At 74.8% G+C, this 23562-nt stretch carries 22 protein-coding genes; 15 read left to right on the top strand and 7 right to left on the bottom strand.

The genetic code is table 11. The annotated features are described in order from the left end of the window. The first annotated feature begins 229 nt into the window (after positions 1 to 229). Entirely contained in the window at positions 230 to 433 is a 204-nt protein-coding gene (locus ACI794_RS06000) for a hypothetical protein (RefSeq protein ID WP_456615863.1), read from the top strand. A gap of 138 nt (positions 434 to 571) precedes the next feature. On the opposite strand, the gene ACI794_RS06005 is transcribed toward ACI794_RS06000, so the two are convergent. The 4 genes from ACI794_RS06005 to ACI794_RS06020 form a co-directional block, all read right to left on the bottom strand. Beyond that, on the bottom strand, positions 572 to 1009 hold the full coding sequence (locus tag ACI794_RS06005; protein ID WP_456615864.1) for a hypothetical protein: 438 nt from the start codon (positions 1007 to 1009) through the stop codon (positions 572 to 574). Between the two features lie 74 nt (positions 1010 to 1083). Beyond that, positions 1084 to 2211 carry a flavin-containing monooxygenase gene (locus tag ACI794_RS06010; protein ID WP_456615865.1) on the bottom strand — a complete coding sequence of 376 codons (1128 nt, stop codon included), beginning with the start codon at positions 2209 to 2211 and terminating at the stop codon, positions 1084 to 1086. A gap of 44 nt (positions 2212 to 2255) precedes the next feature. Then, positions 2256 to 2744: a hypothetical protein gene (locus ACI794_RS06015; protein ID WP_456601732.1), complete on the bottom strand. Its 489-nt coding sequence runs from the start codon at positions 2742 to 2744 to the stop codon at positions 2256 to 2258. Between the two features lie 116 nt (positions 2745 to 2860). Next, the gene (locus ACI794_RS06020) at positions 2861 to 5578 is read right to left on the bottom strand and encodes an AAA family ATPase (RefSeq protein WP_456601731.1); all 2718 of its coding nucleotides are present in this window, start codon (positions 5576 to 5578) and stop codon (positions 2861 to 2863) included. 129 nt (positions 5579 to 5707) lie between these two features. On the opposite strand from ACI794_RS06020, the gene ACI794_RS06025 reads away from it, so the two are divergent. The 9 genes from ACI794_RS06025 to ACI794_RS06065 all read left to right on the top strand — a co-directional run bounded on the left by ACI794_RS06025 (position 5708) and on the right by ACI794_RS06065 (position 17169). After that, complete coding sequence (locus ACI794_RS06025; RefSeq protein WP_456601730.1) at positions 5708 to 7228, top strand: MFS transporter; 1521 nt, start codon at positions 5708 to 5710, stop codon at positions 7226 to 7228. A 116-nt stretch (positions 7229 to 7344) separates the two neighbouring features. Beyond that, positions 7345 to 7578, top strand: a complete 234-nt coding sequence (locus ACI794_RS06030; RefSeq protein ID WP_456601729.1) for a heavy-metal-associated domain-containing protein — start codon at positions 7345 to 7347, stop codon at positions 7576 to 7578. A 108-nt stretch (positions 7579 to 7686) separates the two neighbouring features. Then, the gene (locus tag ACI794_RS06035; RefSeq protein WP_456601728.1) at positions 7687 to 7824 is read left to right on the top strand and encodes a hypothetical protein; all 138 of its coding nucleotides are present in this window, start codon (positions 7687 to 7689) and stop codon (positions 7822 to 7824) included. 127 nt (positions 7825 to 7951) lie between these two features. After that, positions 7952 to 8731 carry an ABC transporter ATP-binding protein gene (locus ACI794_RS06040; protein ID WP_456601727.1) on the top strand — a complete coding sequence of 260 codons (780 nt, stop codon included), beginning with the start codon at positions 7952 to 7954 and terminating at the stop codon, positions 8729 to 8731. A gap of 6 nt (positions 8732 to 8737) precedes the next feature. Then, entirely contained in the window at positions 8738 to 11260 is a 2523-nt protein-coding gene (locus ACI794_RS06045) for an ABC transporter permease (protein WP_456615866.1), read from the top strand. Positions 11261 to 11293: 33 nt separating this feature from the next. After that, the gene (locus ACI794_RS06050; RefSeq protein ID WP_456601725.1) at positions 11294 to 11830 is read left to right on the top strand and encodes an N-acetyltransferase family protein; all 537 of its coding nucleotides are present in this window, start codon (positions 11294 to 11296) and stop codon (positions 11828 to 11830) included. Positions 11831 to 11959: 129 nt separating this feature from the next. Next, complete coding sequence (locus tag ACI794_RS06055) at positions 11960 to 12922, top strand: EamA family transporter (RefSeq protein WP_456601724.1); 963 nt, start codon at positions 11960 to 11962, stop codon at positions 12920 to 12922. 102 nt (positions 12923 to 13024) lie between these two features. Further along, positions 13025 to 16291: a heavy metal translocating P-type ATPase gene (locus tag ACI794_RS06060; protein ID WP_456615867.1), complete on the top strand. Its 3267-nt coding sequence runs from the start codon at positions 13025 to 13027 to the stop codon at positions 16289 to 16291. A 128-nt stretch (positions 16292 to 16419) separates the two neighbouring features. Next, positions 16420 to 17169: a GNAT family N-acetyltransferase gene (locus ACI794_RS06065; protein ID WP_456615868.1), complete on the top strand. Its 750-nt coding sequence runs from the start codon at positions 16420 to 16422 to the stop codon at positions 17167 to 17169. Here the strand turns inward: ACI794_RS06065 and ACI794_RS06070 are convergent. After that, complete coding sequence (locus ACI794_RS06070) at positions 17117 to 17782, bottom strand: hypothetical protein (protein ID WP_456615869.1); 666 nt, start codon at positions 17780 to 17782, stop codon at positions 17117 to 17119. The two genes, ACI794_RS06065 and ACI794_RS06070, sit on opposite strands and share 53 nt — an antisense overlap. Beyond that, positions 17770 to 18114, bottom strand: coding sequence for a DUF2568 domain-containing protein (locus ACI794_RS06075; RefSeq protein ID WP_456601720.1), 345 nt, complete (start codon positions 18112 to 18114; stop codon positions 17770 to 17772). Before ACI794_RS06075 ends, ACI794_RS06070 begins: the two co-directional genes overlap by 13 nt. Before the next feature lie 157 nt (positions 18115 to 18271). Between ACI794_RS06075 and ACI794_RS06080 the strand changes: the two genes are divergently transcribed. From ACI794_RS06080 to ACI794_RS06090, 3 genes are all read left to right on the top strand, one after another. Continuing rightward, on the top strand, positions 18272 to 19381 hold the full coding sequence (locus ACI794_RS06080; protein WP_456601719.1) for a sensor histidine kinase: 1110 nt from the start codon (positions 18272 to 18274) through the stop codon (positions 19379 to 19381). 2 nt (positions 19382 to 19383) lie between these two features. Next, positions 19384 to 20040 carry a response regulator gene (locus ACI794_RS06085; RefSeq protein WP_456615870.1) on the top strand — a complete coding sequence of 219 codons (657 nt, stop codon included), beginning with the start codon at positions 19384 to 19386 and terminating at the stop codon, positions 20038 to 20040. A 223-nt stretch (positions 20041 to 20263) separates the two neighbouring features. After that, a complete protein-coding gene (locus tag ACI794_RS06090) occupies positions 20264 to 21463 on the top strand; it encodes an acyltransferase family protein (protein WP_456615871.1) in 1200 nt (399 codons plus the stop codon). Positions 21464 to 21535: 72 nt separating this feature from the next. Here the strand turns inward: ACI794_RS06090 and ACI794_RS06095 are convergent, their stop codons facing one another. Then, positions 21536 to 22228 (bottom strand): TetR/AcrR family transcriptional regulator, encoded by a 693-nt coding sequence (locus ACI794_RS06095; protein WP_456615872.1) that lies wholly within the window; start codon positions 22226 to 22228, stop codon positions 21536 to 21538. A 103-nt stretch (positions 22229 to 22331) separates the two neighbouring features. Between ACI794_RS06095 and ACI794_RS06100 the strand changes: the two genes are divergently transcribed. Together ACI794_RS06100 and ACI794_RS06105 are read left to right on the top strand one after the other, a co-directional pair. Next, positions 22332 to 22610, top strand: a complete 279-nt coding sequence (locus ACI794_RS06100; protein WP_456615873.1) for a 2TM domain-containing protein — start codon at positions 22332 to 22334, stop codon at positions 22608 to 22610. Beyond that, positions 22607 to 23527, top strand: a complete 921-nt coding sequence (locus ACI794_RS06105; protein ID WP_456615874.1) for a CPBP family intramembrane glutamic endopeptidase — start codon at positions 22607 to 22609, stop codon at positions 23525 to 23527. The genes ACI794_RS06100 and ACI794_RS06105 overlap by 4 nt, the downstream gene beginning before the upstream one ends. The last annotated feature ends 35 nt before the right edge of the window (positions 23528 to 23562 follow it).

A 23562-nucleotide genomic window follows, 5' to 3' on the forward strand; every position in this document is an offset into this window, starting at 1 on the left:
CCCCCCCCCCCCCCCCCCCCCCCCCCCCCGCCCCCCCCCCCCCCCCCCCCCCCCCCCCCCCCCCCCCCCCCCCCCCCGCCCCCCCCCCCCCCCCCCCCCCCACCACCGGCGGACGCACGGGCAGCGGAGCGATCGCGGTCGCGGCGGTGAGCATGCCGGCGGCCGCCGCGGCGGCGGTATCCCGGGCGGAGGCGTCGCCGCGGCGGATTGCGAGGTATCCGCCGAGGGCGTGCGGGGCGGCGGCGACGGCGGCGCCGAGCAGCGGCCGTCGGCCGGCCAGGGTGGTGCCGGCCGCCGCGGCCAGGCCGCTCGTGCCGGCCGCGAGCACGGCCAGGCCGGGCTTGTCCGCCCGGCCGACGAGGGCGACGCCGCCGTCGACGAGCATCGCCGGTGCAGCGTCGACCAGGCCGCGGGCCAGGCCGGACGACGGTGAACGACCGCGGCGGGTGGCGGTGGCGGTGATCTCCCCGGCGGCGGCGGCCAGCAGCCCGGCGAGCAGCCCGACGGTGTGACGGGGAGGGTGCGAGACGGTCATCGGATGCTCCTCGGGAGGCCGGGCGGGTCGGGGTGGTCAGCCGCGAGCCGGGGGCTCGGCGGAGGGCGGGACGTTCGGGGTCAGCGGTTGTGCGGCCATTGCCAGCGCGACCGTCAGCACGGCGCTCACCGGCCCCCAGAGCACCGCCCCGGCTGGGGCGAGCCAGCCGAGCGCGGCCGGCCCTGCCAGCACGGCCACCGGTGCGCCGAGTGCGGCGACCACGGCACCGGCATGCCAGTCGCGGTGCAACAGCCAGCCGGCCGCGAACAGCGCCCACCCGACGACACCGGCACCGGCGACCAGCCAGGTGGTCCCGCCCAGCAGCGACCAGCCGAGCTCGAGACCGGTCACGGCGACGAGCAGCGGCAGCAGCGTGGTGGCCCAGCCGGTGAGGAACTGGACCACCGCGGCATGGTGGCTGCCCGGCGCGGGCCTGGCGGGCACGGTCGGCGGGAGCAGGATCGCGGTGGGCATCGGCTTCTCTTCGGTGGGCCGGCGGTGGGACGGACGGGGGTGCTGCGGGTGACGCTAGGGGCGCGGCAGGGGCTTCACGCCGGGGAAACTGCCTGGATCGACGGCTCGGAGCGCACCGGCCGGGTAGCGTCGGTGGCCATGCGCTCGGAGAGGGCGGCGGCGTCGGCCCCGACGAATCCCAGCAGGGCCGAGCCGCGGCAGGTCTGCCACGGCAGGCCGAGGAAGTACAGCCCGGGCACGTCGGTCACCCCGGCGGTGTGGCGCACCTGCCCGTCGACGACGACGCCGGGAACGTGCAGCCACGAGTGGTCGGGCCGGTAGCCGGTGGCCCAGACGACCGCGTCGACGTCGACCGCGCTCCCGTCGGCGAAGTGGGCGGTGCGACCCTCCAGACCGGCCAGCCGGGGCCGGAAGTCGATCCCGCGGCGGCGCAGGTCGCGGCTGCGGGTGCCGATGACCAGGTCGCCGCGGGCACGCAGCCGGCGGGCGATGCGGGTGTGGCTGGGCACGGTGAAGAACCCGGAACGGGTCAGCCAGAAGAACAGGTCACGGCCGGCGACGCGCTGAGGCAGCTCGGTCGGCCGGGTGCCGACCGCGACGGTGACCGGCTGGGTCGTGGCGAGCTCGGCGGCGATCTGCAGGCCGGAGTTGGCGGCACCCACGACCAGGACCCGGCCGGCGCCGGACAGCTGGGCGGGGTTGCGGTACTCGGCGCTGTGCAGCTGCGGCACCTGCGGGTCCAGCCCGTCGGCGAGACCGGGGATGTGCGGCGTCTGGAAGGGGCCGGTGGCGACGACGACCTGCTTCGCGCGCAGCGTCCCGGTCGGGGTGGTGGCCGCGAAGTCCCCGTCGGCGGCACGATGCAGGCGCAACACCGGGGAGTTGAGCCGCACGGGAAGCGCGAAGCGGGCGGCGTAGGCGGCGAGGTAGTCGGCGACGTCGTCCTTGCTCGGGTGGGTGTCGGCCGGGGCGGGGAACGGCATTCCGGGCAGCGAGTCGTACTGGGCGGGGCTGAACAGCCGCAGCGAGTCCCAGCGGGAGCGCCACGAGGAGCCGATCTCCGGGCCGGCGTCGACCAACAGGAAGCCCGCTCCACGGGCGGCGAGGTGGTGGCCGAGGGCGAGGCCGGCCTGACCGGCGCCGATGACGAGTACATCCAGGAGCTGGCGCTGACCGGCGGGGCAGGGCAGTGACGTGGGCATGGGATCTCCCGGCGTGGTGAGGAGGGGCGGAGGGGTGTCGGCGGTCAGACGAGGCCGACGGTGAGCAGGGCGGTGGCGATCACGAGGTCGGCGGCCAGGCAGGTCTCGGCGTACCAGCGGGGCACCACCCGGCCGAGGCGGTGATGGGCGACGTCCCAGGCGGCGTGGGCCAGCCAGCCGGCGGCCAGCACGTAGCGCGCGGTGGCCGGGTCGACGGCGACCGCAGCCATCGCCACCGCGCCGAAGCCGAGCACCGCGGCGGTCTGGGCGGTCAGCAGCCGCCGATCGGCCAGGTCGCCGCGGGCGGTGCCCCAGGTCAGGTAGATCACCGCGGCGAGCAGCACGCACCAGGCGCTGATCCAGGCGTGCACCTGGTCGGGCAGCGGCGCCAGGGCGGAGAGGCTGGCGGCGACCGCCGCGACGCCGATGCCGGTGGGCCAACGGCGGGCGAGCGTGGTGCGCAGTCCGCCGCGCCGGCGAGAACCCGAGGCGGCGGCCGCTTCCGGCATGTGGGTGACGACGGTGCTGGTCATCGGGAGCTCCTGGCGTCCGGGCTGTGGTGTCGCTCGGACGCTAGGAGCGGGTTGCCGACGTCACGCCGGGAGAACCGCCAGGTCGGCTGCCGGGGCGGGTCGCGGCAGCCGACCGATCAGAGCTCGAGCGCGAGCGCGGTGAGCTCGGCGCGGGAGGCCACGCCGAGCTTGCTGAACACGTTGCGCAGGTGGAAGTCGACGGTGCGCGGGGACACGAACAGCCGCGCGGCGACGTCCCGGTTGGACAGCCCCTGCCGCACGAGTGCGGCGACCTGGCGCTCCTGGGCGGTCAGGTCGGTGGACGTGGTGACGTCGCGGCGGCGGGCGGTCTCCCCGGAGGCGCGCAGCTCCTGCGCGGCCCGTTCGGCCCACGGCGCCGCGCCCAGCTCCTCGAACAGCGCCAGCGCCGCCCGCAGGTGCGCGCGGGCGTCCACCCGGCGTCGCGCGCGGCGCAGGTACTCACCGAGGGCCAGCTCGGTGCGCGCCCGATCGGGTACCCGCAGTGACGCCGCATGGGCGGTCAGGGCGCGGTGGAAGTGCTGCTCGGCGTCGCCGTCGCCGGCGAGCAGGGCGCGGCCGTGCTCCACGGCGGCGACCGCGGCCGGGGCGCGCGTGCCGGCCGCGAACGCCTCCAGCTCGGCCAGCCAGGTGCGTGCGAGATCCTCCCGTCCCGCGCGGACCGCGGCCTCCAGCCGGTCCAGGGCGGCCATGCGGCGGTACGCCGGGGAGCTGATCTGCTCGAGGTGGTGCAGCGCGGACGCCGGCTGCCGGGCGCGCAGTCCCTGCGCCCAGTGCACCATGTCGACGACGATGGATCCGGTGAGCCCGACCGGGTGCGCGTCCCGGATCGCCGACACGTCCGCCACGTGCTGATCGGCGGCGTCGTCCCCGCGAAGTGCGGCGAGCACGGCCAGCTCCGCGGCCGGCAGCGCGGTCAGCCCTGCATGCCCCGTGCTCGCGGTCAGCGTCAGCGCCTCGTTCGCGGCGCCGGCCGCCTGCGACCAGGCGCCGGTGGCGATCTGGAACAGCGCTCCGCGGGTGAGAGCGTGCTCCACCATGCTCAGCGCTCCCGCGCTCCGGGCGGCGGTCAGCTGCTGCTGGTGCAGCCGCAGGCCACGTTCGTCATCGTCGATCAGCATCGCCGCGACGCCGAGGTTGGGCTGCAGCACGTGATCGTCCACCACGACGTCGTCGGTGAGGGTGAAAGCGTCCTGGAAGCAGTCGGTCGCGGTGGCCCAGTCCTCACGGCGGACGGCGCGGAATCCCTGCAGGAGGGCGAAGGCTGCGTGCGAGTGGGGGGCGGCGTCCCTCCCGGGACGAGGAACCAGCGCTGCCGGGTCGAACTCCCGCGGGGACCGTGCCCCGAAAGCGGCCAGCGACGCGGCGAGCATCGCGAGCTGCTGGGCCAGCGCCTCCTCGGCGCCGGCTGCCACCTGGGCGGCCTGCACGATGTAGTCGTAGCCGTCGTCGACCGAGCGGGTGTTCCACTCGATCTGCCCCTGCAAGGTGAGCAGCCGCGCGCGCAGTGCGGGCTCGGTCACGTCGGCCGCGGCCGCGCTCGCCAGCGCTGCCGCCCGGGACGGGTGGGCCCCGAGCCAGCTCGATGACGCAGCCAGGTACAGCCGCCGGCCCCGGGCCTCGCCCCCACCGGTGAGTTCGGCGGCGCGCGCCCACGCGGCGGCAGCGGCCTCGTGCCCGCCGCGACCCGCGGCCCGCTCGGCGACCGCATCCAGCGCGTCGACCACCGCCTGATCCGGCCGGTCGGCCGCCGCCGCCAGGTGCCACGCCCGTCGGTCCGGGTCCCCGGACAGCACGTCGGCCAACGCCCGGTGGGCGGCGCGCCGCTGCGCGCTCGTAGCCGCCCGGTACACCGCCGAGCGGACCAGCGGGTGGTACAGCGTCAGAGCGTCGCCGTCGACCCGGACCAGACCGATCCGCTCGGCCTCCTCCAGGGCGTCGTCACCGAGGTCGAGACGAGCGGCGGCGTCCCGGACGACGGTCAGCCGGCCGGTGTCGTCGGCCGCGGCCAGCAGCAGGAACCGCTGGGCCCGGTCACCCAGATGCCGGACCCGGTCGAGGAACCCCCGCTCGACGCCGCCGGTCAGCGGCAGCGGCGCCGGGAGCGGCGTCCGGCCGGCCAACTGGTCGCCGGTCAGGGCGGCGGCGAGCTCGCCGAGGGCGAGCGGGTTGCCGCCGGTTGCGGCCACCAGCCGGTCCCGTACCGCCGGATCGACCGCACCGCCGGCCCGCGCCGCCAGCAGTTCCTCGGCGTCGGTCCCGGTGACGGCGCCGAGAACCACGGTGGACAGGTCGCGAGCGTCGAAGCCGTACGCCTCGCCGTCGCGGGCGGCGAAGAGCAGCGCGACGCGTTCGGCGTGCAGCCGCCGGGCGGCGAACAGCAGTGCCGCGGCGGAGGCGTCATCGAGCCAGTGGGCGTCGTCGACCACGGCGAGCACCGGCGTCTCCTCCGCGGCGTCGGCAAGCACGCTCAGCGTGCCGAGGAAGGCCAGGAACCGGTCACCGTCACCACCACCGGTCGCCTCGCCCAAGGCCGCCCGTAGCGCCGCAGCCTGCGGTGCCGGCAGGCTCTCGATCCGGCCACGCTCCGGCCACAGCAGTCGCTGCAGCGCGGCGAACGCCAGCGGGGACTCCGACTCCACTCCCGACGTGCGCAGCACCCGCATGCCGGAGGCGGTCGTGACCGCCTCCGCCAACAACGACGACTTCCCCGACCCGGCCACGCCACGGAGCACCAGCGACCCGCCGGCTCCGGCGCGGGCGGCGTCGAGCAGGGCGGCGATCGCCGCACGTTCGTCATCCCGTCCGACAAGCACGACCGGGACCGTACCGATCTGAGCGGGCCAGGCCCCGGATCGAGAACCTGGCGAAATCACCGGCGTGGGCGAGCTCGGCGATGGCGAGCGTGGGACCAGACCCAACAGCCCCCACCTCGAGGAGCAGCCATGTCGGCCCATCCCAGCGCCGAACCGGCGGCGCTCACCGCCCGGCACCAGCCGCAGCACGCGCCCGATCACACCGCACAGACCGCACCCGGCCACCCGTCACCGTCCGCGGACGAGCCGCGCCGGCCGTGGACGGTGTTCGCGCTGATGATCGCCGCCCAGTTCATGGTGATCCTGGACGTGTCGGTGGTGAACGTCGCCCTACCCAGCATCAGCGACGCCCTGCAGCTGTCCGCCGCCGACTACCAGTGGACGGTCAGCGCCTACGTGCTGCTGTCCGGTGGCTTGTTGCTGCTGGGCGGGCGGATCGCCGACCTGCTGAACCGACAGCGGGCGTTTCTCGCCGGCGTCGGCGTGTTCACCGCCGCCTCGCTGGTGAGCGGCCTGGCCCAGACCCCGCTCACGCTGATCCTGGCGCGAGCCGCGCAGGGCGCCGGTGCCGCGCTGCTCACCCCGGCTGCGCTGTCGATCATCATGACCGCCTACGCAGGCCGGCAGCGGCAGACCGCGCTCGCCGTGTGGGGGACCGTCGGCAGCCTGGGCATCGCCGCCGGCGTGCTGTTCGGCGGCGCGCTGACCAGCACCCTGGGCTGGCGCGCGGTGTTCTTCATCAACGTGCCGATCGGTGCCGCGGTGGTCCTCGGCACGCTGCGGACAGTGGCCCGCGGCGGTGCGCAGCCCGGCGGGCTGCGGCAGCTGGACGTGCCGGGCGCGCTCACCCTGGTCACCGGGCTGCTGGCCCTGGTCTTCGGCATCGAGGCCACCCGCTCGGCCGGGTGGACCGCACCCCGGACCTGGCTCGCCCTGGCCTTCGCCGCCGTCCTGCTGACCGCGTTCGCGCGGGTAGAGCGCCGCGCCGCCGACCCGCTGGTGCCGCCGTCGACCTGGTGGATCCGGTCGCTGATCTCCGCCTCGGCGGTCATGGCCGGCATCACCGGCGTCGTGGTCGGTGCCATCTTCCTGTCCTCGCTGTACCTGCAGGACGTCATCGGCGCGTCCCCGGTCATCGCCGGGCTGCAGTTCCTGCCGCTGGCCGCCGCGATCACCGTGGCCGCCACCGTCGCGTCGAGGGTCATCTCCCGCCTCGGCGCCCGCACGCTCATCCTCGTCGGCCTGGTCGTCATGGCCGCGGGGGTGCTGGTCCTGGCGGCAGGCGCCGGCGGCACGTCCTACGCCGCCGACGTGCTGCCCGGGTTCCTGCTGGTCGGCGCCGGCGTCGGACCGATGTTCGTCGCCATCGCCGTGGCCGCCATGAGCGACGTGCCGGCCGAGAAGTCCGGGCTCGCGTCCGGGCTGATGATGACCGGCCACGAGATCGGCGCCGCCCTGGGCGTCGCGGCGCTCACCGCCATCGCCGGTGACCTCGCCACACAAGCGGGTCTCATCGACGGCTACGGCCGCGCCTTCACCGCCACCGCCGGCGTCCTCGCCGCCCTGTTCGTGCTGGCCCTGCTCGCCGTCCCCGCCGGCAAGCCGACGGCCGGCGCCAGCGGTCACGGGCACGGAGGCCACGGCCACTGAGCCGCTGCCGGCCATCCCCCCTGACGAACCCGGCGAAATGCCCGGTGAGAAGGGCGCCGGTCCGCGGCGACTCTTCCCACCGACCGATCGCACCACCCACCTCCCGAGGAGTTCCCATGCTGTCCGGCACCCCCCGCACCTTCATCGGCTCGACCACCTTCACCGTCACCGGCATGACCTGCGCGCACTGCCAGCGCGCGGTCACCGAGGAGATCGCCGCCATCGAGGGTGTCGAGTCCGTCACCGTCGACGTGGCCAGCGGCACCGTCACCGTCACCGCCGACCGCCCCGTGGACCGCGCCGACATCGCCGCCGCGGTCGACGAGGCCGGCTACACCCTCCGGTCCTGACCGCCCCTCCGGCCGCGGGAGCCCCGCCCGGCTCCCGCCGCCCTACGCCTCACCACCCGCCTCCCGGCGTGACCGTTCCCCTCCCACCTCCCGTCGCAGGAGACCGCCATGTCCTTCGCCACCCACGACCACCTCGCCCGTGCCCGTCACCAGGAGCTGATCGACGACGCCGAGCGCGCCCGGCTGGCCCGTTGCCTGCAGCCGCCCCGCCGGTGGAGGCGCCCCCTCCACCGGGCGCGCACCTGACCGGAGGGCCCGCGCCCCGCGGACACCCGGCGATCGCGCGCTGTCCCGCCCGCGGGCCGCACCGCACATCTCCGCCGACCGACCACCGACCAGACCTGACCCCGCCATCCGCGAGAGAGAGACCGCCATGACCACCGTCGCCCCACCTGAGAGCACATCCCTCACCGTCGCGGCGCAAGCCCGCGACGTCGTCAAGACCTACGGCCAAGGGGAAGCCGCCGTCCGCGCCCTCGACGGCGCCGACGTCACGATCGACGCCGGCCGACTCACCGCGATCATGGGGCCCAGCGGCTCGGGCAAGTCGACGCTGGTGCACGCCCTCGCCGGGCTCGACACCATCGACTCCGGCCAGGTCCTCATCGGGGACACCGACCTCACCGCGCTGTCCGAGCGGGAGCGGACCCTGCTGCGCCGGGAACGGCTCGGCTTCGTGTTCCAGGCGTTCAACCTCATCCCCTCCCTGACGGCCGCGGAGAACATCGCCCTGCCGCTCACCCTGGCGGGCAAGCGGCCCGACCCGGCATGGCTGGCCGAGCTCGTGCAGATGCTGGGCCTGGGCAACCGGCTCGACCATCGACCGGCGGAGCTCTCCGGGGGCCAGCAGCAGCGCGTCGCCGTCGGCCGGGCGCTGATCGCCCGGCCCGACCTGGTCTTCGCCGACGAGCCGACCGGCAACCTCGACTCCCGGCACGGCGCCGCACTGCTCGCCTTCCTTCGGGACGCCACCCGCTCCCTGGGCCAGACGATCGTCATGGTCACCCACGACCCCGTCGCTGCCTCCTACGCCGACCGGGTCGTCTTCCTCACCGACGGCCGCATCGTCGACGAGCTCTCCGCCCCCACGCCCGAGACCGTCCTGGCACGCATGGCGCTCCTCGACGCTCCTACCTCACCGATTGGAGCGTGATCTGCGATGTGGCGCCTCGCCGTCAAGAACGCGGTCGCGCACCGCTCCCGCCTGACCCTGACCTGGCTCGCCGTCGCCCTGGGCGTCGCCTTCGTCGCCGGCAGCCTCGTGCTCACCGACACCAGCAGCCGGCTGCTCGACGCGCAGTTCCGCACCGCCGCCGCCGGCGTGGACCTCACCGTCCGCGGCGTGGCCGCGTTCGGCAGCGCGATGGGCGTGGAAGTGGAGCGGGACCCGTTGCCGGCCGACCTCGCCGAGCGTGTCGCAGGCACCCCCGGTGTCGGGCAGGCACGAGCGGTCGCCTCCGGTCCCGGGCAGCTGCAGGTCCGCGGGGAACCGGTGCGACCGAACGGCCCGACGATCCTGGGGACGTGGGCGGAAGCCCCGTTCACCGCCTACGATCTGCGCACCGGCCGCGCGCCGGACGGCGGCGACGAGGTGGTCCTGGACGCCGCCACCGCCGCCGCGCACGACATCGCCATCGGTGACACCGTCACCGTCTCCGCCGCGGCCAGCCGCCGGCTGGAGGTCGTCGGGTTGACCGGCGTGGGCGTGGACGACGGGCTGTCCAACAGCGCCGTGGTGCTGGTCGACCTGGGCACCGCCCAGGCCCTGCTCGGCCTGGGCACGGGGGTGACGTCGGTCGACGTCATCGCCGCCCCGGATGTCGCCGTCGCCGAGCTCCGGAGCGACCTGGCCCAGGCCCTGGGGGAGGAGTACGCGGTCACCAGCGGCCAGGACGCCGCCGAGGCGAGCGCCGAGGCGGCGAAGGAGAGCATCAGCTACCTCCGCGTCGTGCTCCTCGCGCTCGCCGCCGCCGGGCTCCTGGTCGGCGCGCTCCTGATCGCCAACACCTTCGGCATCGTGCTCAGCCAGCGCAGCCGGGAGCTGGCCCTGCTGCGTGCCGCCGGGGCCACCGGTCGGCAGGTGTTCGCCTCGGTGCTCGCCGAGGCCCTCCTCATCGGGATCACCGGCGCGGCCGGCGGCACCGCGGCCGGCATCGGCGCCGCCTACGGGCTCCGCGGCCTCGCGCAAGGCGCCGGCCTGGCGCTCCCCGACGGCCCGCTGACCGTCACCTCCCGCACGGTCCTCGTCGCTCTGGTCGCCGGCGCCCTCGTGACGCTCCTGGCCGCGCTCGGGCCGGCCCGCCGCGCCGCCCGCGTCGCCCCGGTCGAGGCCATGCGGCTCTCCGAGCCGGCACGGCCTCGCCGGCGCCGGTTGGTCACCGGGTGGGTGCTGCTCGCCCTCGGTGTCGCGCAGCTGGGCGCCGCCGCCGTCCTGCGGGACATCGCCGGCGTCGCGCTCGGCGCGGTGCTGCTCCTCCTCGGCCTGGTCGTGCTGGGCCCGGTGCTGGCACCGCGGCTGGCCAACGCCGTCGGCCGCCCGCTGGACCGCCTCGGTGTCCCCGGCCGCCTCGCGCGCGAGTCCACGGTCCGCAACCCGCGCCGGACGGCCGCCACCGTGACGGCCCTGGCCCTCGGCCTGGCCCTGATCAGCTTCGTCTCGGTGCTCGGCGGGTCGGTGAAGGCCATCAGCGCCGGCCAGCAGGAGGCCCTCACGGCCGACCTGCTGATCCGGAGCGCCGGCGACGAGATGCTCGGCGGGCTGTCCCCGGAGGTCGCGGTCCGCGTCGCCGACCTGCCGGAGGTGGGCGCGACCTCCTCGATCCGCTACGGGCACTGGCTGGACGGCGGCACGACCAGCGCCCTGACCGCGGTCGAGCCGGCGACCCTGCCGCAGGTCGCCGACGTCGAGATGACGGCCGGCGACCTCGGGGCCCTCGAGGAGGGAGGCGTCGTCCTCGCCGAGGACGTCGCGACCGAACGGGGTCTGGGAGTTGGCGACAAGCTGGCGATGACCTTCCCGCGCCACGGGGAGCAGCAGGTCCGGGTCGTCGGCGTCATGGCCGACGCTTCCGCCCAGGCGCTCAGCAGCGGCTACATCCTGTCGCTGACCACGTACGCCCAGCACTTCAACGAGGACGTGGACGCCAGCGTGTTCGTCGCGCTCGCCGACGGCGTCGACGCGGAGGCCGGACGGACGGCACTGGAGACCGCCGTCAGCGACTTCCCGAACGCGGAGATCCTCGACCAGACCCAGGCGGTCGCCGCGCGGGCCGCCACCGTCGACCAGGCGCTCGGGCTGATCACCCTCCTGCTCGGCTTCGCCGTGGTCATCGCCTTGCTCGGGATCACCAACACCCTGGCCCTGTCCATCGTGGAGCGGACCCGGGAGATCGGGTTGCTGAGGGCGGTCGGCATGACGCGCCGGCAGCTGCGGTCGATGATCCGCGCCGAGGCCGCCCTCGTGGCCGTGGCGGCCGTCCTCGCGGGTGTCGCCGTCGGGCTCGGGCTGGCCGTGGCAACTCTTGCCGGCCTCAGCAACGACGAGCTGCTGACGATCCGGATCCCCGTCGGCCAGCTCCTGGTCGTCGTCGCGATCGCCGTGCTCGCCGGCCTCGCCGCCGGCCTGTTGCCCGCCCGCCGGGCTGCCCGGCTCGACGTCCTCACCGCCATCGCCACCCACTGACCGCCCGTGCACCACCGTCCACCAGGAGTTCCGATGACCGACCGATCCACCACCCCCCGCCCCACGGCGCCCCCCGACCACCACGCGGCCGTCACGATCCGCCGAGCGACGCCGGCCGATGCCGCGGACGTCGCCGTCATGGTCGCCGAGATCGCCGCGCACGAGGACCGAGCGGCCCACGTCCACGTCCAGGAGGAGCAGTGGCGCCGCCTGCTGGCCCGGCCCGAGGTCATCGTGCTGCTGGCCGAACGCAGCGGCGGGCCGGTGGGCTACGTCTCCGCCGTCCGGCAGCTGCACCTGTGGACCGGTGGCGACGTCGTGAACCTCGACGACCTCTACGTCCGCCCCGGGCACCGCGACGCCGGCGTCGGCCGGCAGCTCATGGCCACCCTCGCCGAACTGGCGGAACCGGAGCAGCTGCTCATCCGCTGGAGCATGGAAGTCGACAACGCCGACGCGCAGCGGTTCTACCGCCGCCTGGGCGCCGGCCTGCGGCACAAGCTGCTCGCCGCCTGGCCGCCGACCGCGTACGCGGAGGCCGCCGCCGCGGTGCGTCCCGGCGTTGTCTGACCCGCAGCCACGGCCGGCATCAGCGGGCGCAGAGCCGAGCCCGGCGAAACCACCGGTTCGACGGCGCTCGTCACCGCGGAGCATCTGAGTCCGACCGAGCACCCCCTGCCCCGTGGTGGAGGAGTTCCCATGCAGCAGCGTCACCGGCTCCTCGCCGTCGCCGTCGCCGTCTCGTGGGGACTGAACTTCCCCGCGATCCACCTCTCGCTGGCCCATTTCCCGCCGTTCTTCCTGGTCGCCCTGCGATTCGCGCTGCTCGCGGTTCCGACCGTGCTGCTGGTCCGGCGGCCGACCGTGCCGTGGCGGTGGATCCTCGGGTACGGCGCCGGATTCGGCGTGCTGCAGTTCCTCTTCCTGTACCTCGCCATGGCCTCCGGGATGCCCTCGGGTCTCGCCTCGCTGGTGCTGCAGTCGTCGGCTCCCTTCACCGTGGTGCTGGCCGGCGTGCTGCTGCGCGAGCGGCTGAGCGGCCGCCAGGCGCTCGGCGTCGCCACGGCGGCAGCCGGCCTGGCGGGGATCGCCGTCCACCGGGCCGAGATGGGCGGTGGGGCGATGCTGCTGCCGCTCCTGCTGACGGTCTGCGGCGGGCTCGGCTGGGCCCTGGGCAACCTGTGCAGCCGCCAGGCGCGGGCCACCGAGCCGTTCCGGCTCACGCTGTGGATGACGGTGGTTCCACCGCTGCCCATGCTCGTCGCCTCACTGACCCTCGAAGGCCCGGCCCGCATCTCGGCGTCGGTGGCCTCGCTGGGCACCGGGCAGGGCGCCCTGGCCGTGGCCGGCCTCGCCTACACCGTGCTGGTCGCCACGATCGGCGGATCGGGCGTGTGGACCTGGCTCATGAGCCGCTACCCGTCGAGCGTGGTCGCCCCTTACTCGATGCTGGTGCCGGTGGCCGGCATGGCCTCGTCCTGGCTCGTGCTGGGCGAGCCCACGTTCGCCGTCGAGCTGGTGTGCGGTGCGGTCGTCGTCGCCGGCGTCCTGCTCGGCAGCGGTCCGGCCGCCCCGGTGCAGCGGGCGGCAGGACGCAGCGCGCTTGAGGTCGCTCCGCGGGTTCCCGCCGCGCCCCTCCCTTCACAGGCCGCCGGCCGCTGAACGACCTGGAGCCGGCAACCCGGCGAAATCGCCGGTCCGACCCCCTGGGTCGCCCCCGAGCATCGACTCCGCCTCATCAACCTGTCCCGCCCAGGAGTTGCCATGACGACCACCGTCCCTCCGGCCGCCGCGACGGCGACCGAGCCGACCGCCGGCTGCACCCTCGACATCGGCGGCATGACCTGCGCCTCGTGCGTCGGCCGGGTGGAGAAGGCGCTGCGCCGGGTCGACGGCGTCGCGACCGCGGAGGTGAACCTGGCGACCGAGGTCGCCACCGTCCGGTTCGACGCGGCCCGGGTGGGCGTCGAGGAGCTGACCGCGGCGGTGGCGCGTGCCGGTTACACCGCCACGCCGCACCGCGAGGCCCAGCCTGACTCCCAGGGCGTCGGCACCGATCCCGCCGCGGCGCCCGCGGACCACGAGGGCGAAGCCCAGGTGACCGCGCTGAAGTGGAAGTGGCAGTTCACCCTCGCCGTGGGCCTGGGGCTGATGGCCCTGATGTACGTGCCGCTGTACCTGGACACGATGGACTGGCTGATGCCGGCCATCCTCGTCGTGGCCACCGTCGTGCAGGCCTGGGCCGGCCGGGAGATCTATGCCGCGGCGTGGACCGCGGCCAAGCACGGGTCGACGAACATGAACACCCTGGTCGCGCTAGGTACCGGCGTCGCCTACGGATACAGCGCCTTCGTCACCTTGTGGCCGGCCGCCGCTGAGAGCTGGGGCCTGCCGCTGCACGTGTACTTCGAGACCTCGCTGGTGATCCTCGCCCTGGTCCTGGCCGGCCGGTGGATGGAGGCCCGCGCGAAGAAGCGCACCGCCGCGGCGATCACCGCGCTCGTCGGGCTGGCCCCGAAGACGGCGCGGGTCCTGCGCGACGGCGCGGAGGTGGACGTGCCGGTCGAGCGGGTCGTCGTCGGCGACCTGGTGCGGGTGCGGCCGGGCGAGAAGGTGCCGGTGGACGGCGTCGTCACCGACGGGGCGACGGCCGTGGACGAGAGCATGCTGACCGGCGAGAGCCTCCCGGTGGACAAGACGGTCGGCGACACGGTCATCGGCGCCACGCTCAACCGGACCGGCACGGTGGTGCTGCGGGCCACCGCGGTGGGGGAGGACACCGCCCTGGCGCAGATCGTCCGCCTGGTCGAGGACGCCCAGGGTGCCAAGGTGCCGATGCAGCGGCTCGCCGACCGCGTCTCCGCATGGTTCGTCCCGATCGTCCTGCTGCTCGGCGTGGCCACCTTCGCCGCCTGGGCGCTGTTCGGCCCGGACACCGGCCGGCTGACCATGGCCACCAGCACGGCGATCGCGGTGCTGATCATCGCCTGCCCGTGCGCGCTGGGCCTGGCCACCCCGACCGCAGTCATGGTCGGCACCGGCCGCGCCGCGGAGCTGGGCATCCTGGTCGGCAACGGCGACGCGCTGGAGACCGCCCGCCGGGTCACCGCCGTCGTCCTGGACAAGACCGGCACCCTCACCAGCGGACGGCCGGCCCTCACCTCGGTGACCACGGCGGGCGGCTGGGCCGAGGACGACGTGCTGGCCCTCGTCGCGGGGGCGGAGACCGGCAGCGAGCACCCCGTCGCCGAGGCGATCGTCGCCGCCGCTGCCGCCCGCGGCCTGCACCTTCCCGCGCTCGGCTCGTTCGACGCCGTCCCGGGTCACGGCATCGACGCCGTCGTCGGAGGGAGGCACGTGCTCGCCGGCAACCAGGCACTGATGCGTGCACGCGGCGTGGACGTCTCCGCGCTGGCCGATGCCGCCGCCGCTGCGGCCACGGACGGGCAGACCGCGATGTTCGTCGCCATCGACGGGCAGCCGGCCGCGAGCATCGCCGTTGCCGACACGGTGAAGCCCGAGTCCGCCGAGGCGGTGGCCCAGCTGCGGGCGCTGGGGCTGCAGGTGTGGATGCTCACCGGGGACAACACCGCGACCGCGCGGGCCATCGCCGACCAGGTCGGCATCGAGGACGTGCTCGCCGAGGTGCTGCCCGCCGACAAGGCGGCCAAGGTCCGCGGGCTCCAAGAGCAGGGGCACGTGGTGGCGATGGCCGGCGACGGCATCAACGACGCCGCGGCCCTGTCGGCCGCCGACGTCGGCATCGCCATCGGCACCGGCGCCGACGTCGCCATCGCCGCCTCCGACATCACCCTCGTCGGCGGTGACCTGCGCGGCATCGTCTCGGCGATCGCCCTGTCCCGGCGCACGGTCGCGACCATGAAGCAGGGCCTCGCTTGGGCGTTCGGCTACAACCTGCTGCTCATCCCGGTCGCCGCCGGTGCCCTCTACTGGTGGGACGGCCTGCTGCTGGACCCGGTGCTGGCAAGCGCCGCCATGGCGATGAGCTCGGTCAGCGTGCTGACCAACGCCTTGCGGCTGCGCCGGTTCCAGCGGCCGGCGACCGTCCAGGAGATCCTGCGGCCGCCGCTGCGCGCCCGCATCGGCCAGTACGCCTACCTGACCGGTGTCGCCGTCGTGGCGCTCGCGCTCGGGGCGGGGCTCACGGCGGTCAGCCGGATGGACTTCGCCGAACGCGGCATGAACGGCACCCTTGCCTGGATGCAGGGCACCGGCATGCCGATGCGCCCGGCCATGAGCGAGATGATGACCGCCGAGGTGCCACCGACCGATGCCGCCGAGGCCGGCGTGGACGTGCGGCTGGACCTGCCCGCACAGGTCCGCCCCGGTGAACCGACGCGGCTGGTCGCCACCGTGGTCGACGCCGCCACCGGCGAGCCGATCGAGGACCTGACCCGCAGCCACGAGGCGTGGATGCACCTCATCGCCACCCGGGAGGACCTCGGCACGTTCACACACGTCCACCCGCAGCCGACCGGCAAGCCCGGGCAGCTGGCCGTGGACGTCACCTTCGTGACGGCGGGCACGTACGTGGTCAACACCGAGTTCCGGCGGCAGGGGCAGATGGAGGACGTCCACCAGCGGCAGGTCATCACCGTCGCCGGTTCCGCTCCCGAGTCGGTGAGCCTGGTGGCGGGACCACGCGCGGTCGTCGTCGACGGCGTCCGGGTCGAGCTGGACGGCGAGGTGGAGGCAGGCGGCGTGAGCGATCTCCACTTCGCGGTCAGCGACGCGGCAACCGGCCGGCCGCTCGACGATCTGCAGCCCTACCTCGCCGCCGCCGGCCACGTCGTGGTCATGCGCGCGGACGGGTCCACCTTCGCCCACGAGCACGCCGAGGTGGCCGACGACTCCGGGCGACCGGTCTTCGCCACGCCGGGACAGACCTTCGGCCCGGAACTCGACGTGCACGCGGAGTTCCCCACCACGGGGACGTACCGGCTGTGGGCCCAGTTCCGGCTCGCCGACGGAACAGTGATCACCGCGCCGTTCACCGTGCACGCTGCCTGACCGAACCGTCACCCCCGCGCGCCGGCGACTGCGCGCAGGGGTGACGGACGGTCGCATCCCCCCAGGAGCAACGAATGACCCTCACGTCGCGCCCCGCCACCCTCGCCGACGTCCCGTCAGCCGCCGAGGTGCTCGCCGACGCCTTCACCGACTACGCGTGGACCAGGTGGACGGTCGATGTCCACGACCACGAGGAGCGGCTACGGGAGTTGCACTGTCTCTTCCTCACCGAGGTCGCACTTCCCTTCGGCTGTGTCGACGTCGGCGAGGCGGAGGGGCAGCTCGTGAGCGTCGCGGTGTGGATGCCGGGCGATGCGGTGCCGGATGACGTGTGGGCGCGGGTCGGGCCGGCGGCCGCCGAGCTGGCGGGGGACCGGGCGTCAGCGGCTGAGGAGGCCGAGGCAGCGCTGGCCCTACGTCGACCCGCGGACCGGCACGTGATCCTGGCCAGCCTGGGTGTACTGCCCCATCGGCAGGGCAGGGGGATCGGTGCCGCGACCCTGACCCCGGGGCTCGACCGCGCCGACCAGGACGGGCTGCCGGTGCACCTGGAGACCAGCGCGGAGCCGAACGTGCGCTTCTACCGGCGCCTCGGCTTCGCGATCACCGATGTCGTCGACCTGCCGGCCGGCGGCCCACGGACCTGGCTGATGCGCCGCCGACCCCGAGCCGGAGCCGTCAGAGCAGCGGCGGGGCGGGGAACGCGCACGCCCGGTGAACTGCATCTCGGTCCTCCTGATGGGGGCGTGGCCACCCCGGCCATGTGCGGCGCCGGCCCCGGTCATCCGTTGCCTCGTCGGGCCGAGGCCGCCGCCGGAGCACTCGTCACCGGCTGCCGGCCGCCCGTCGCCACACCACCAGACCCGTGCCGCCGATGACGACCAGCAGGAGCGGCAGGCTGAGGTACAGCGTGGCGGTGAGCGAAGGAACCTCGAGCACGAGGGACGCTGCGCCGGCGAGGAGCAGCGGTGCGAGCCCCCGGGCGAGGACGGTCAGCCAGCGCTGTCCCAGCCCGATCCGCCAGGTGACGGCGGTCCCTGCGACGACGAGGACGGCGAGCGCGAGCAGCTTGCCGGCGTCCACGAGGTCGATCGCCGCTCGCAGCGCCGCCGTGCGCTGCGGGGAGCCGTCGTCGACGCCGGCGACCAGCACGAGGAGCAGGCTCACCTGGAGCCAGGACAGTGCGGCGGCGGTGACCCCGGCCCCCACGGTGAGAGCCGGCCCGCGTCCGTCGTTCCGGCGAACAGCCAAGCGGGCAAGGCTGACGGCGAGCACCGCCAGGGCCACACCTGCCGTGCCGTGCACCAGGAGCGACTGGACGACCATGCCGAAGCGGTGGTCGGCGATGTGGGTGTGCACCTGGACGGCCGTCGCGCCGGTCGGTACGGCGGGCACTGCGAGCAGGCCGGCGATCCACGCCGCGACGTAGGCCGAGGAAGCCGCCGCCGCCTGGCGGGGGAGGCTGCTGCGGACCGGGATCACTGCTGCCACCAGACCAGCAGAGCGGCGTTGACGGCGGCGGCGAGGCCGAAGGCCGAGGCGAGCTGGGGGCGCCCGGCCTGCACGAGCGCGGCGACCGCGGCACCGAGCACCAGCGCCTGGACGGCGAGCCGCGCCGCCGAGGGAAGGGCCACCGCGGCCCGTGGTGAGGCGAACAGCCCCCAGACGACGGCGGCCACGACAGGCGCGCCGACCCCGGCCAGCACGCGGACAGCGACGGGGACGCCGAGCGTGAAGCCCCAGAGGGCCAGCGCGGCGAGCGCGCTCAGCTCCAGGGCGAAACGGGCTACCAGGTTGGCGCCCTGCAGTACGGCGAGGCTCATTCCGGCTCCTTCTGCGTCGGGACGGCTGCAGCGTGGCTGCGCGGTAGGGACGCCGTCGTCGGCGCCCGGGTGGATCCTCCGAGCTCCACCCGACACGCCGGGCGTCTCCACCCGGGGATGGATTCCGCCGACCCGCGGAAGCTGGCACTGTCGCTGCGTGCAGGTCCGTCCTCGGTTGTTCACGGCGGTGGGGTTCGCCGTCGTGGCGCTGGTCGCGGTGGCGAACGCCGGCGGCGCGGTCGGATTCGGGTCCAGCGGGCCGGCTGCCCAGGTCACCGTTGCCACCGTCGCCTACGCGTTGGCGGCGGGAGTGCTCCTGCTGTGGGGCACCGCGCCGCGATGGGGCGTCGTGGCTCTGCTGGTCACCATGGCCCTGGCCGCCACCGCCGTCCGCAACGCGGATCCCACCGGGCCGGTCGTGGCCCTGTTCCTGATCATGGCCTTCGCGCCGTTGCGCCTGCCGCTGCCGGAGGCGGCGGCCACCGCCGTCGCCTCCGCGCTGGTGTTCAACCTGGAGCAGGCGCGCACCGCGGAGGACCCTGCCCTGTTCGTCCTGGTCACCGACGGCGGCGCCGCCTTCTTCTTCCTCATGGGCTGGCTGCTGCGCCGCGAGCAGGAGCAGCGCATGGAGCTGGAGGCCACCCGGGACGCCGAGCGCAGGGCCGCGGCCCTGGGCGAACGAACACGGCTGGCCCGCGAACTGCACGACGTCCTGGCTCACACCCTGTCGGGGCTGGCCGTCCACCTGGAGGGCGCCCGGCTCCTGGCCCGCTCGGGCCCGACACCGCCCGGCGTCGTCGCGGTCATCGACAGCGCCCATGCCCTGGCCAGGTCCGGGCTCGCGGACGCCCGCCGCGCCGTCGCCACCCTCCGCGGCGACGACCTGCCGGGCCCGGAGCTGGTGCCGCAGCTCGTCGAAGAGCACCGGAGGGCCGGAGGATCCTGCACCCTGACGGTGAGCGGCGACCCGGTGCTGTTGCCGGCCGACGCACGGCTCGCGATGTACCGGGCCGTGCAGGAGGCGCTGAGCAACGTCCGCAAGCACGCGCCCGATGCCGCCGCCGAGGTCGTCCTGCGCTGGGAACCGGAGGAAGCAGTGGTCATCGTCGAGGACCACGGGGCGGCCGGCCAGGTCTCATCCCCCGATCCGGTCGGCTACGGCCTGACCGGCCTGGCCGAGCGGGCACACCTGCTGGGGGGACGGTTCGAGGCCGTTCCCACCTCGGACGGGTTTCGCGTCGAGCTCGCCGTCCCGGTGGCGAGGTGAACGTGCGCGTCCTCCTCGTGGACGACCAGCGGGTCGTCCGCGACGGGCTGACTCTGCTCCTGGGGCTGCTCCCCGGGATCGAACTGGTCGGCAGTGCCGAGGACGGGGAGCAGGCGCTGGAAGCGGTGGCCCGGCTGCAGCCGGACGTCGTCCTGATGGACCTGCGCATGCCGCGCATGGACGGCATCGAAGCCACGCGGCGGCTCCGGGCGAACCACCCGGACGCCGCGGTGCTGGCCCTGACCACCTATGCCGACGACGACTCCGTCCTCGCCGCGCTGCGTGCCGGCGCTCGTGGCTACCTGACCAAGGACGCCGGGGCCGAGGACATCGCCCGGGCCGTCGCCACGGTCGCCGCCGGGCAGATGGTTCTCGACCCCGCGGCGCAGGAGCGCGTGGTCCACAATCTGGGCATCGAGGCGTCGGCGTCACGGCCGTCGGCGGGCCGCCGGGCGCTGCCCGACGACCTCACGCGACGGGAGGCGGAGATCCTCGGTCTCATCGCCGAGGGGCTGTCCAACGGCGAGATCGCCACCCGCCTGTACGTCAGCGAGGCCACTGTCAAGACCCACGTCAACCACATCTTCGCCAAGACCGGCGCCCGTGACCGAGCCCAGGCCGTCGCCTACGCCTACCGGACGGGGCTCGCCTCCACATGAGACCGCAAGACGTCTGCCGACGGCACCGGCACATCGGTCGAGGGTCACGCGAACTCCGCCGCGCCGCCGCCCGTCGGTGCTCACGGCCCGGACCGTCCGGCGGACTACGTCGTCCTCTGTCCCGTGCCCGTCACCGCGGTCCCCGGACGGCGGGCGGTACTCGACAGGGCGGTGGGGGCCTGCCAAGGTGCTGCCGGCGGCCGATGCTGAGGAGCGCGACGGGATGACGGCGACGGAGACGTCGGGGCGGGTCGACCGCTGGCCGGGGTTGGACCTCGCCCGGGTGGTGGTCGTCGGCGGCCTGATCCCGTTCCACGCCGCGCTGGTCTTCGACGCGACCGACGACTTCTACGTCAAGAGTGACCGGACCACCGACCTCGTGCCGTTCGCCGCCCCCATCGTGGTCGCGGCGATGCCACTGCTGTTCCTGGTTGCCGGGATCGGCGCATGGCACTCGTGGCAGGCCCGCGGCACCGGTGACTACCTCGCCCGGCGGGTGCGCCGGTTGCTGGTCCCCCTCGTGGCCGGCATCGTGCTGCTCGTTCCCCTGCCGGTGTGGCTGCGGCTGCGGGCGGATCCGGGGTACAGCGAGTCCTACGCGGCTTTCTGGCCCCGCTTCTTCCGCGTCGACGGGGACTGGTCGGAGTTCCCGTTCGTGCTCCGGCCTGCGGTCGACGGCCGGGGGTTCGAGACGGGCCACCTGTGGTTCGTGTACCTGCTGCTGCTGTACTCGCTGGTCGTGCTGCCGCTGTTCGGCTGGCTGGCCTCCGCCGGCGGGCGGCGAGGAGTGCAGCGGTTGGCGACTGCCACGGGGCGACGCGGTGTGGTCCTGCTGCCCGCGGTGCTGCTGGCTGCGGTTGCCGCCGGGTTCGGCCTGGACGAGGGGATGGCCGCCGGCCACGAACTCGGTTTCCTGCTGTTCTTCGCGGCGGGTGGTGTCATGGCCGCCGACGAGCGCTTCCGGGACGCGCTGCGACGGGACGCGGTCCTCGCCGCGGCGACCGCGGTCGGGCTCATGGCCGTCGCCGGAGGGGCTCTCCTGCTCGGTGGGGACGGCGACCTGCTGCTGGACCGCACTCCGCTCGCCCTCGCCGGGAGGGCGGCGTTCGGTGCGGCCGGGTGGTGCGCGGTCGTGGCGGTCATCGGGGGGCTGGGCCGGCTGCGGCCGCGGCAGCCCCGCACGGGTGGGGAGAGCCCGTCGGGTGGTCGCCTCGCCCGCTACGTCGCACCCGCGGTACTGGCCTGGTACGTGCTGCACCAGCCGATCCTCGTGCTGGTGGCCTACCTGGTCGTCGGCGGCCCGATGCACCCGGTGCTGGAGTACCTGGTCATCTGCCTCTGCACGGCCGCCCTCACCCTCCTGGCCTACGACGTGCTCGTCCGGCGGACGGCGCTGACCCGGGCGTTGTTCGCCGGGACCTGAGCCCCGTCGGGACATCGGCACCGGCCGGTCGGTCGCGGCGGCCGGGTCGCCGACCGGCACCCGGCATCGCCTTCAGCCCGATTCTTCAGCGGCGGTCGGCAGCTGGGCCCGCAGGCCCCCGAGCAGCAGCCGCAGGCCGTGGTCGAACTGGGCGGTGAGGTCGGGCCCGTACAGGTGATCGACGGTAGCGGCGATGTGCGGGTAGTGGTCGGCCGGCAGCCGGGCGAGCACCGCGTGCGTGTCCGCCTGATCCTGTACCCCGCCGTCGGGGGAGGCGGCGAACGGGGCTTCGAGTGCAGCGAAGCCGAGGGTGTAGAAGAGCACCGCCTGGTACCCCTTCGCCGCCGCCGCGGGGTCCAGGCCGGCGGTCAACAGCAGCCCGAGGCCGGCGTCGAACCCGTGCAGCGTCGCCTCTTGACGCGGCGGGCGTCTCACCGCCGCCGCCACCAGCGCCGGATGAGCCAGCAGAGCGCGGCGGGTCCGGTGTGCCGCAAGGCGCAGCCGCTCCAGCTCGGCCGGCCGGCACGGCGCCCCGGGCGGCGGCTCGGGACCGGGCCGGCCGTCGCGTGCCTGGGCGAACAGCCGGTCGGCCAAGGCCTCGACCAGCTCGGACTTGTCGGCGAAGAAGCGGTACACCATCGTCGGGACGGCACCGACGGCCTGGCCGAGGCGGCGCATGGTGAGCCCGTCGAGCCCCTCGGCGTCGACGATCTGCATCGCCGCCTCGAGCAGCCCGTCCCGGGTGATCCGCTGCGATCGTGGCACGGCATGGCCCTTCGTCGAGACGTCCCTTGCCTCAGTGAACACCGTTCACCTACGCTGCCGCCATTCGGTGAACAGCGTTCACTCACCCGGTCGGGGAGGGGTCATGACGACTGACGCGCTACGGGAGGGTGCGGAGCGGCGGGCGCGGCAGCGGGTCGAGCAGAAGCTCGGTCTGGCGCTGCACTGGTTGGTCTACCTGGGGGTCAACAGCGGGCTGGTCCTGGCCGCGGGCGGCATCACCGGCTCCGGTTGGCGACTCATGGGATGGGGGCTGGGCCTGGCGGTGCACACGGCCTACGTCGTCGGTGACCTCGGCCGGGTCCGGGAGCGGCTGGTGCAGCGGGAACTGGACCGGGAGCTGGAGCGCGGGCGGGCGCGGTGACCGAGGTCCTGCCGGGGCGATCCGCGGCGGTCGACCGGGGGCCGGCCGATCGCCTGGCGCAAGGCGTGTTCTGGGGGGCGCTGGCGCTGGCCAGCGCCCTGCCGCAGATCGTCGTCGCCGAGCTGACCGGGGAGGCGCCGTCCCTCCTGCCGGTCACCCAGGTCCTGGCGCTCGTCCTGCTGCTGATCGCCGTCCGGCGTTCCGATCGCCTGCGGGGTCTGGACGCGTCGCTCCGCTGGCTCCTGGCGATGGCGGCCGGCTGGCACCTGGTCATCGGCGGCCTGACGGGCACCGATGTCTGGGAGAACTGGCAGCACACCGTCCCGTGGGTCGCCCGCGGCGCCGTGGTCCAAGCCCTGCTGGTGGTACCGACCGTGCTGCTCGTCGTCCTGGGCCCGGGTCGGCTCGGGCGCACCGCGCTGCGGTTGCGTGCCGGGGACGATCGCGTCCGCGCCCGGGCGGGGGTCTACACGGCCGGTGCCGTTCCGGTCTGGCGCCGGCTCGGCACCTTCTGGGCGGTCGGCATCACCGCCGGCACGGCCACCGCCATGTGGTTCGCCCTGGGTTCGGACTTCGGCGATCCGACCGTCCTCCTGTGGTCCCTGCCGTTCGTCGCGCTGCTGGCCGCGACCAACACCGTCAACGAGGAGTTCGGCTACCGCAACGTGCCGCTCGCCGTGCTGCCATCGGTCGTCGGCACACGGGGGGCGCTGGCTGGAACTGGCCTGCTGTTCGGCCTGGCCCACTACCACGGCAATCCGCCCGGTGCCTCGGGCGTGCTGCTGGCGGGCTTCCTGGGGGTGCTCCTGGCCAAGAGCATGGTGGAGACCGGCGGATCCCGGTGGGCCTGGATCATCCACTGGCTGCAGGACATGGTGATCTTCTCCGCCTTGACCCTGGCCTGGACGAACCTGTAGCTCGGGTGCCATCGGAGCGCGGCGGAGGCCGCCGC

This window comes from Blastococcus sp. SYSU DS0541 (assembly GCF_054050875.1).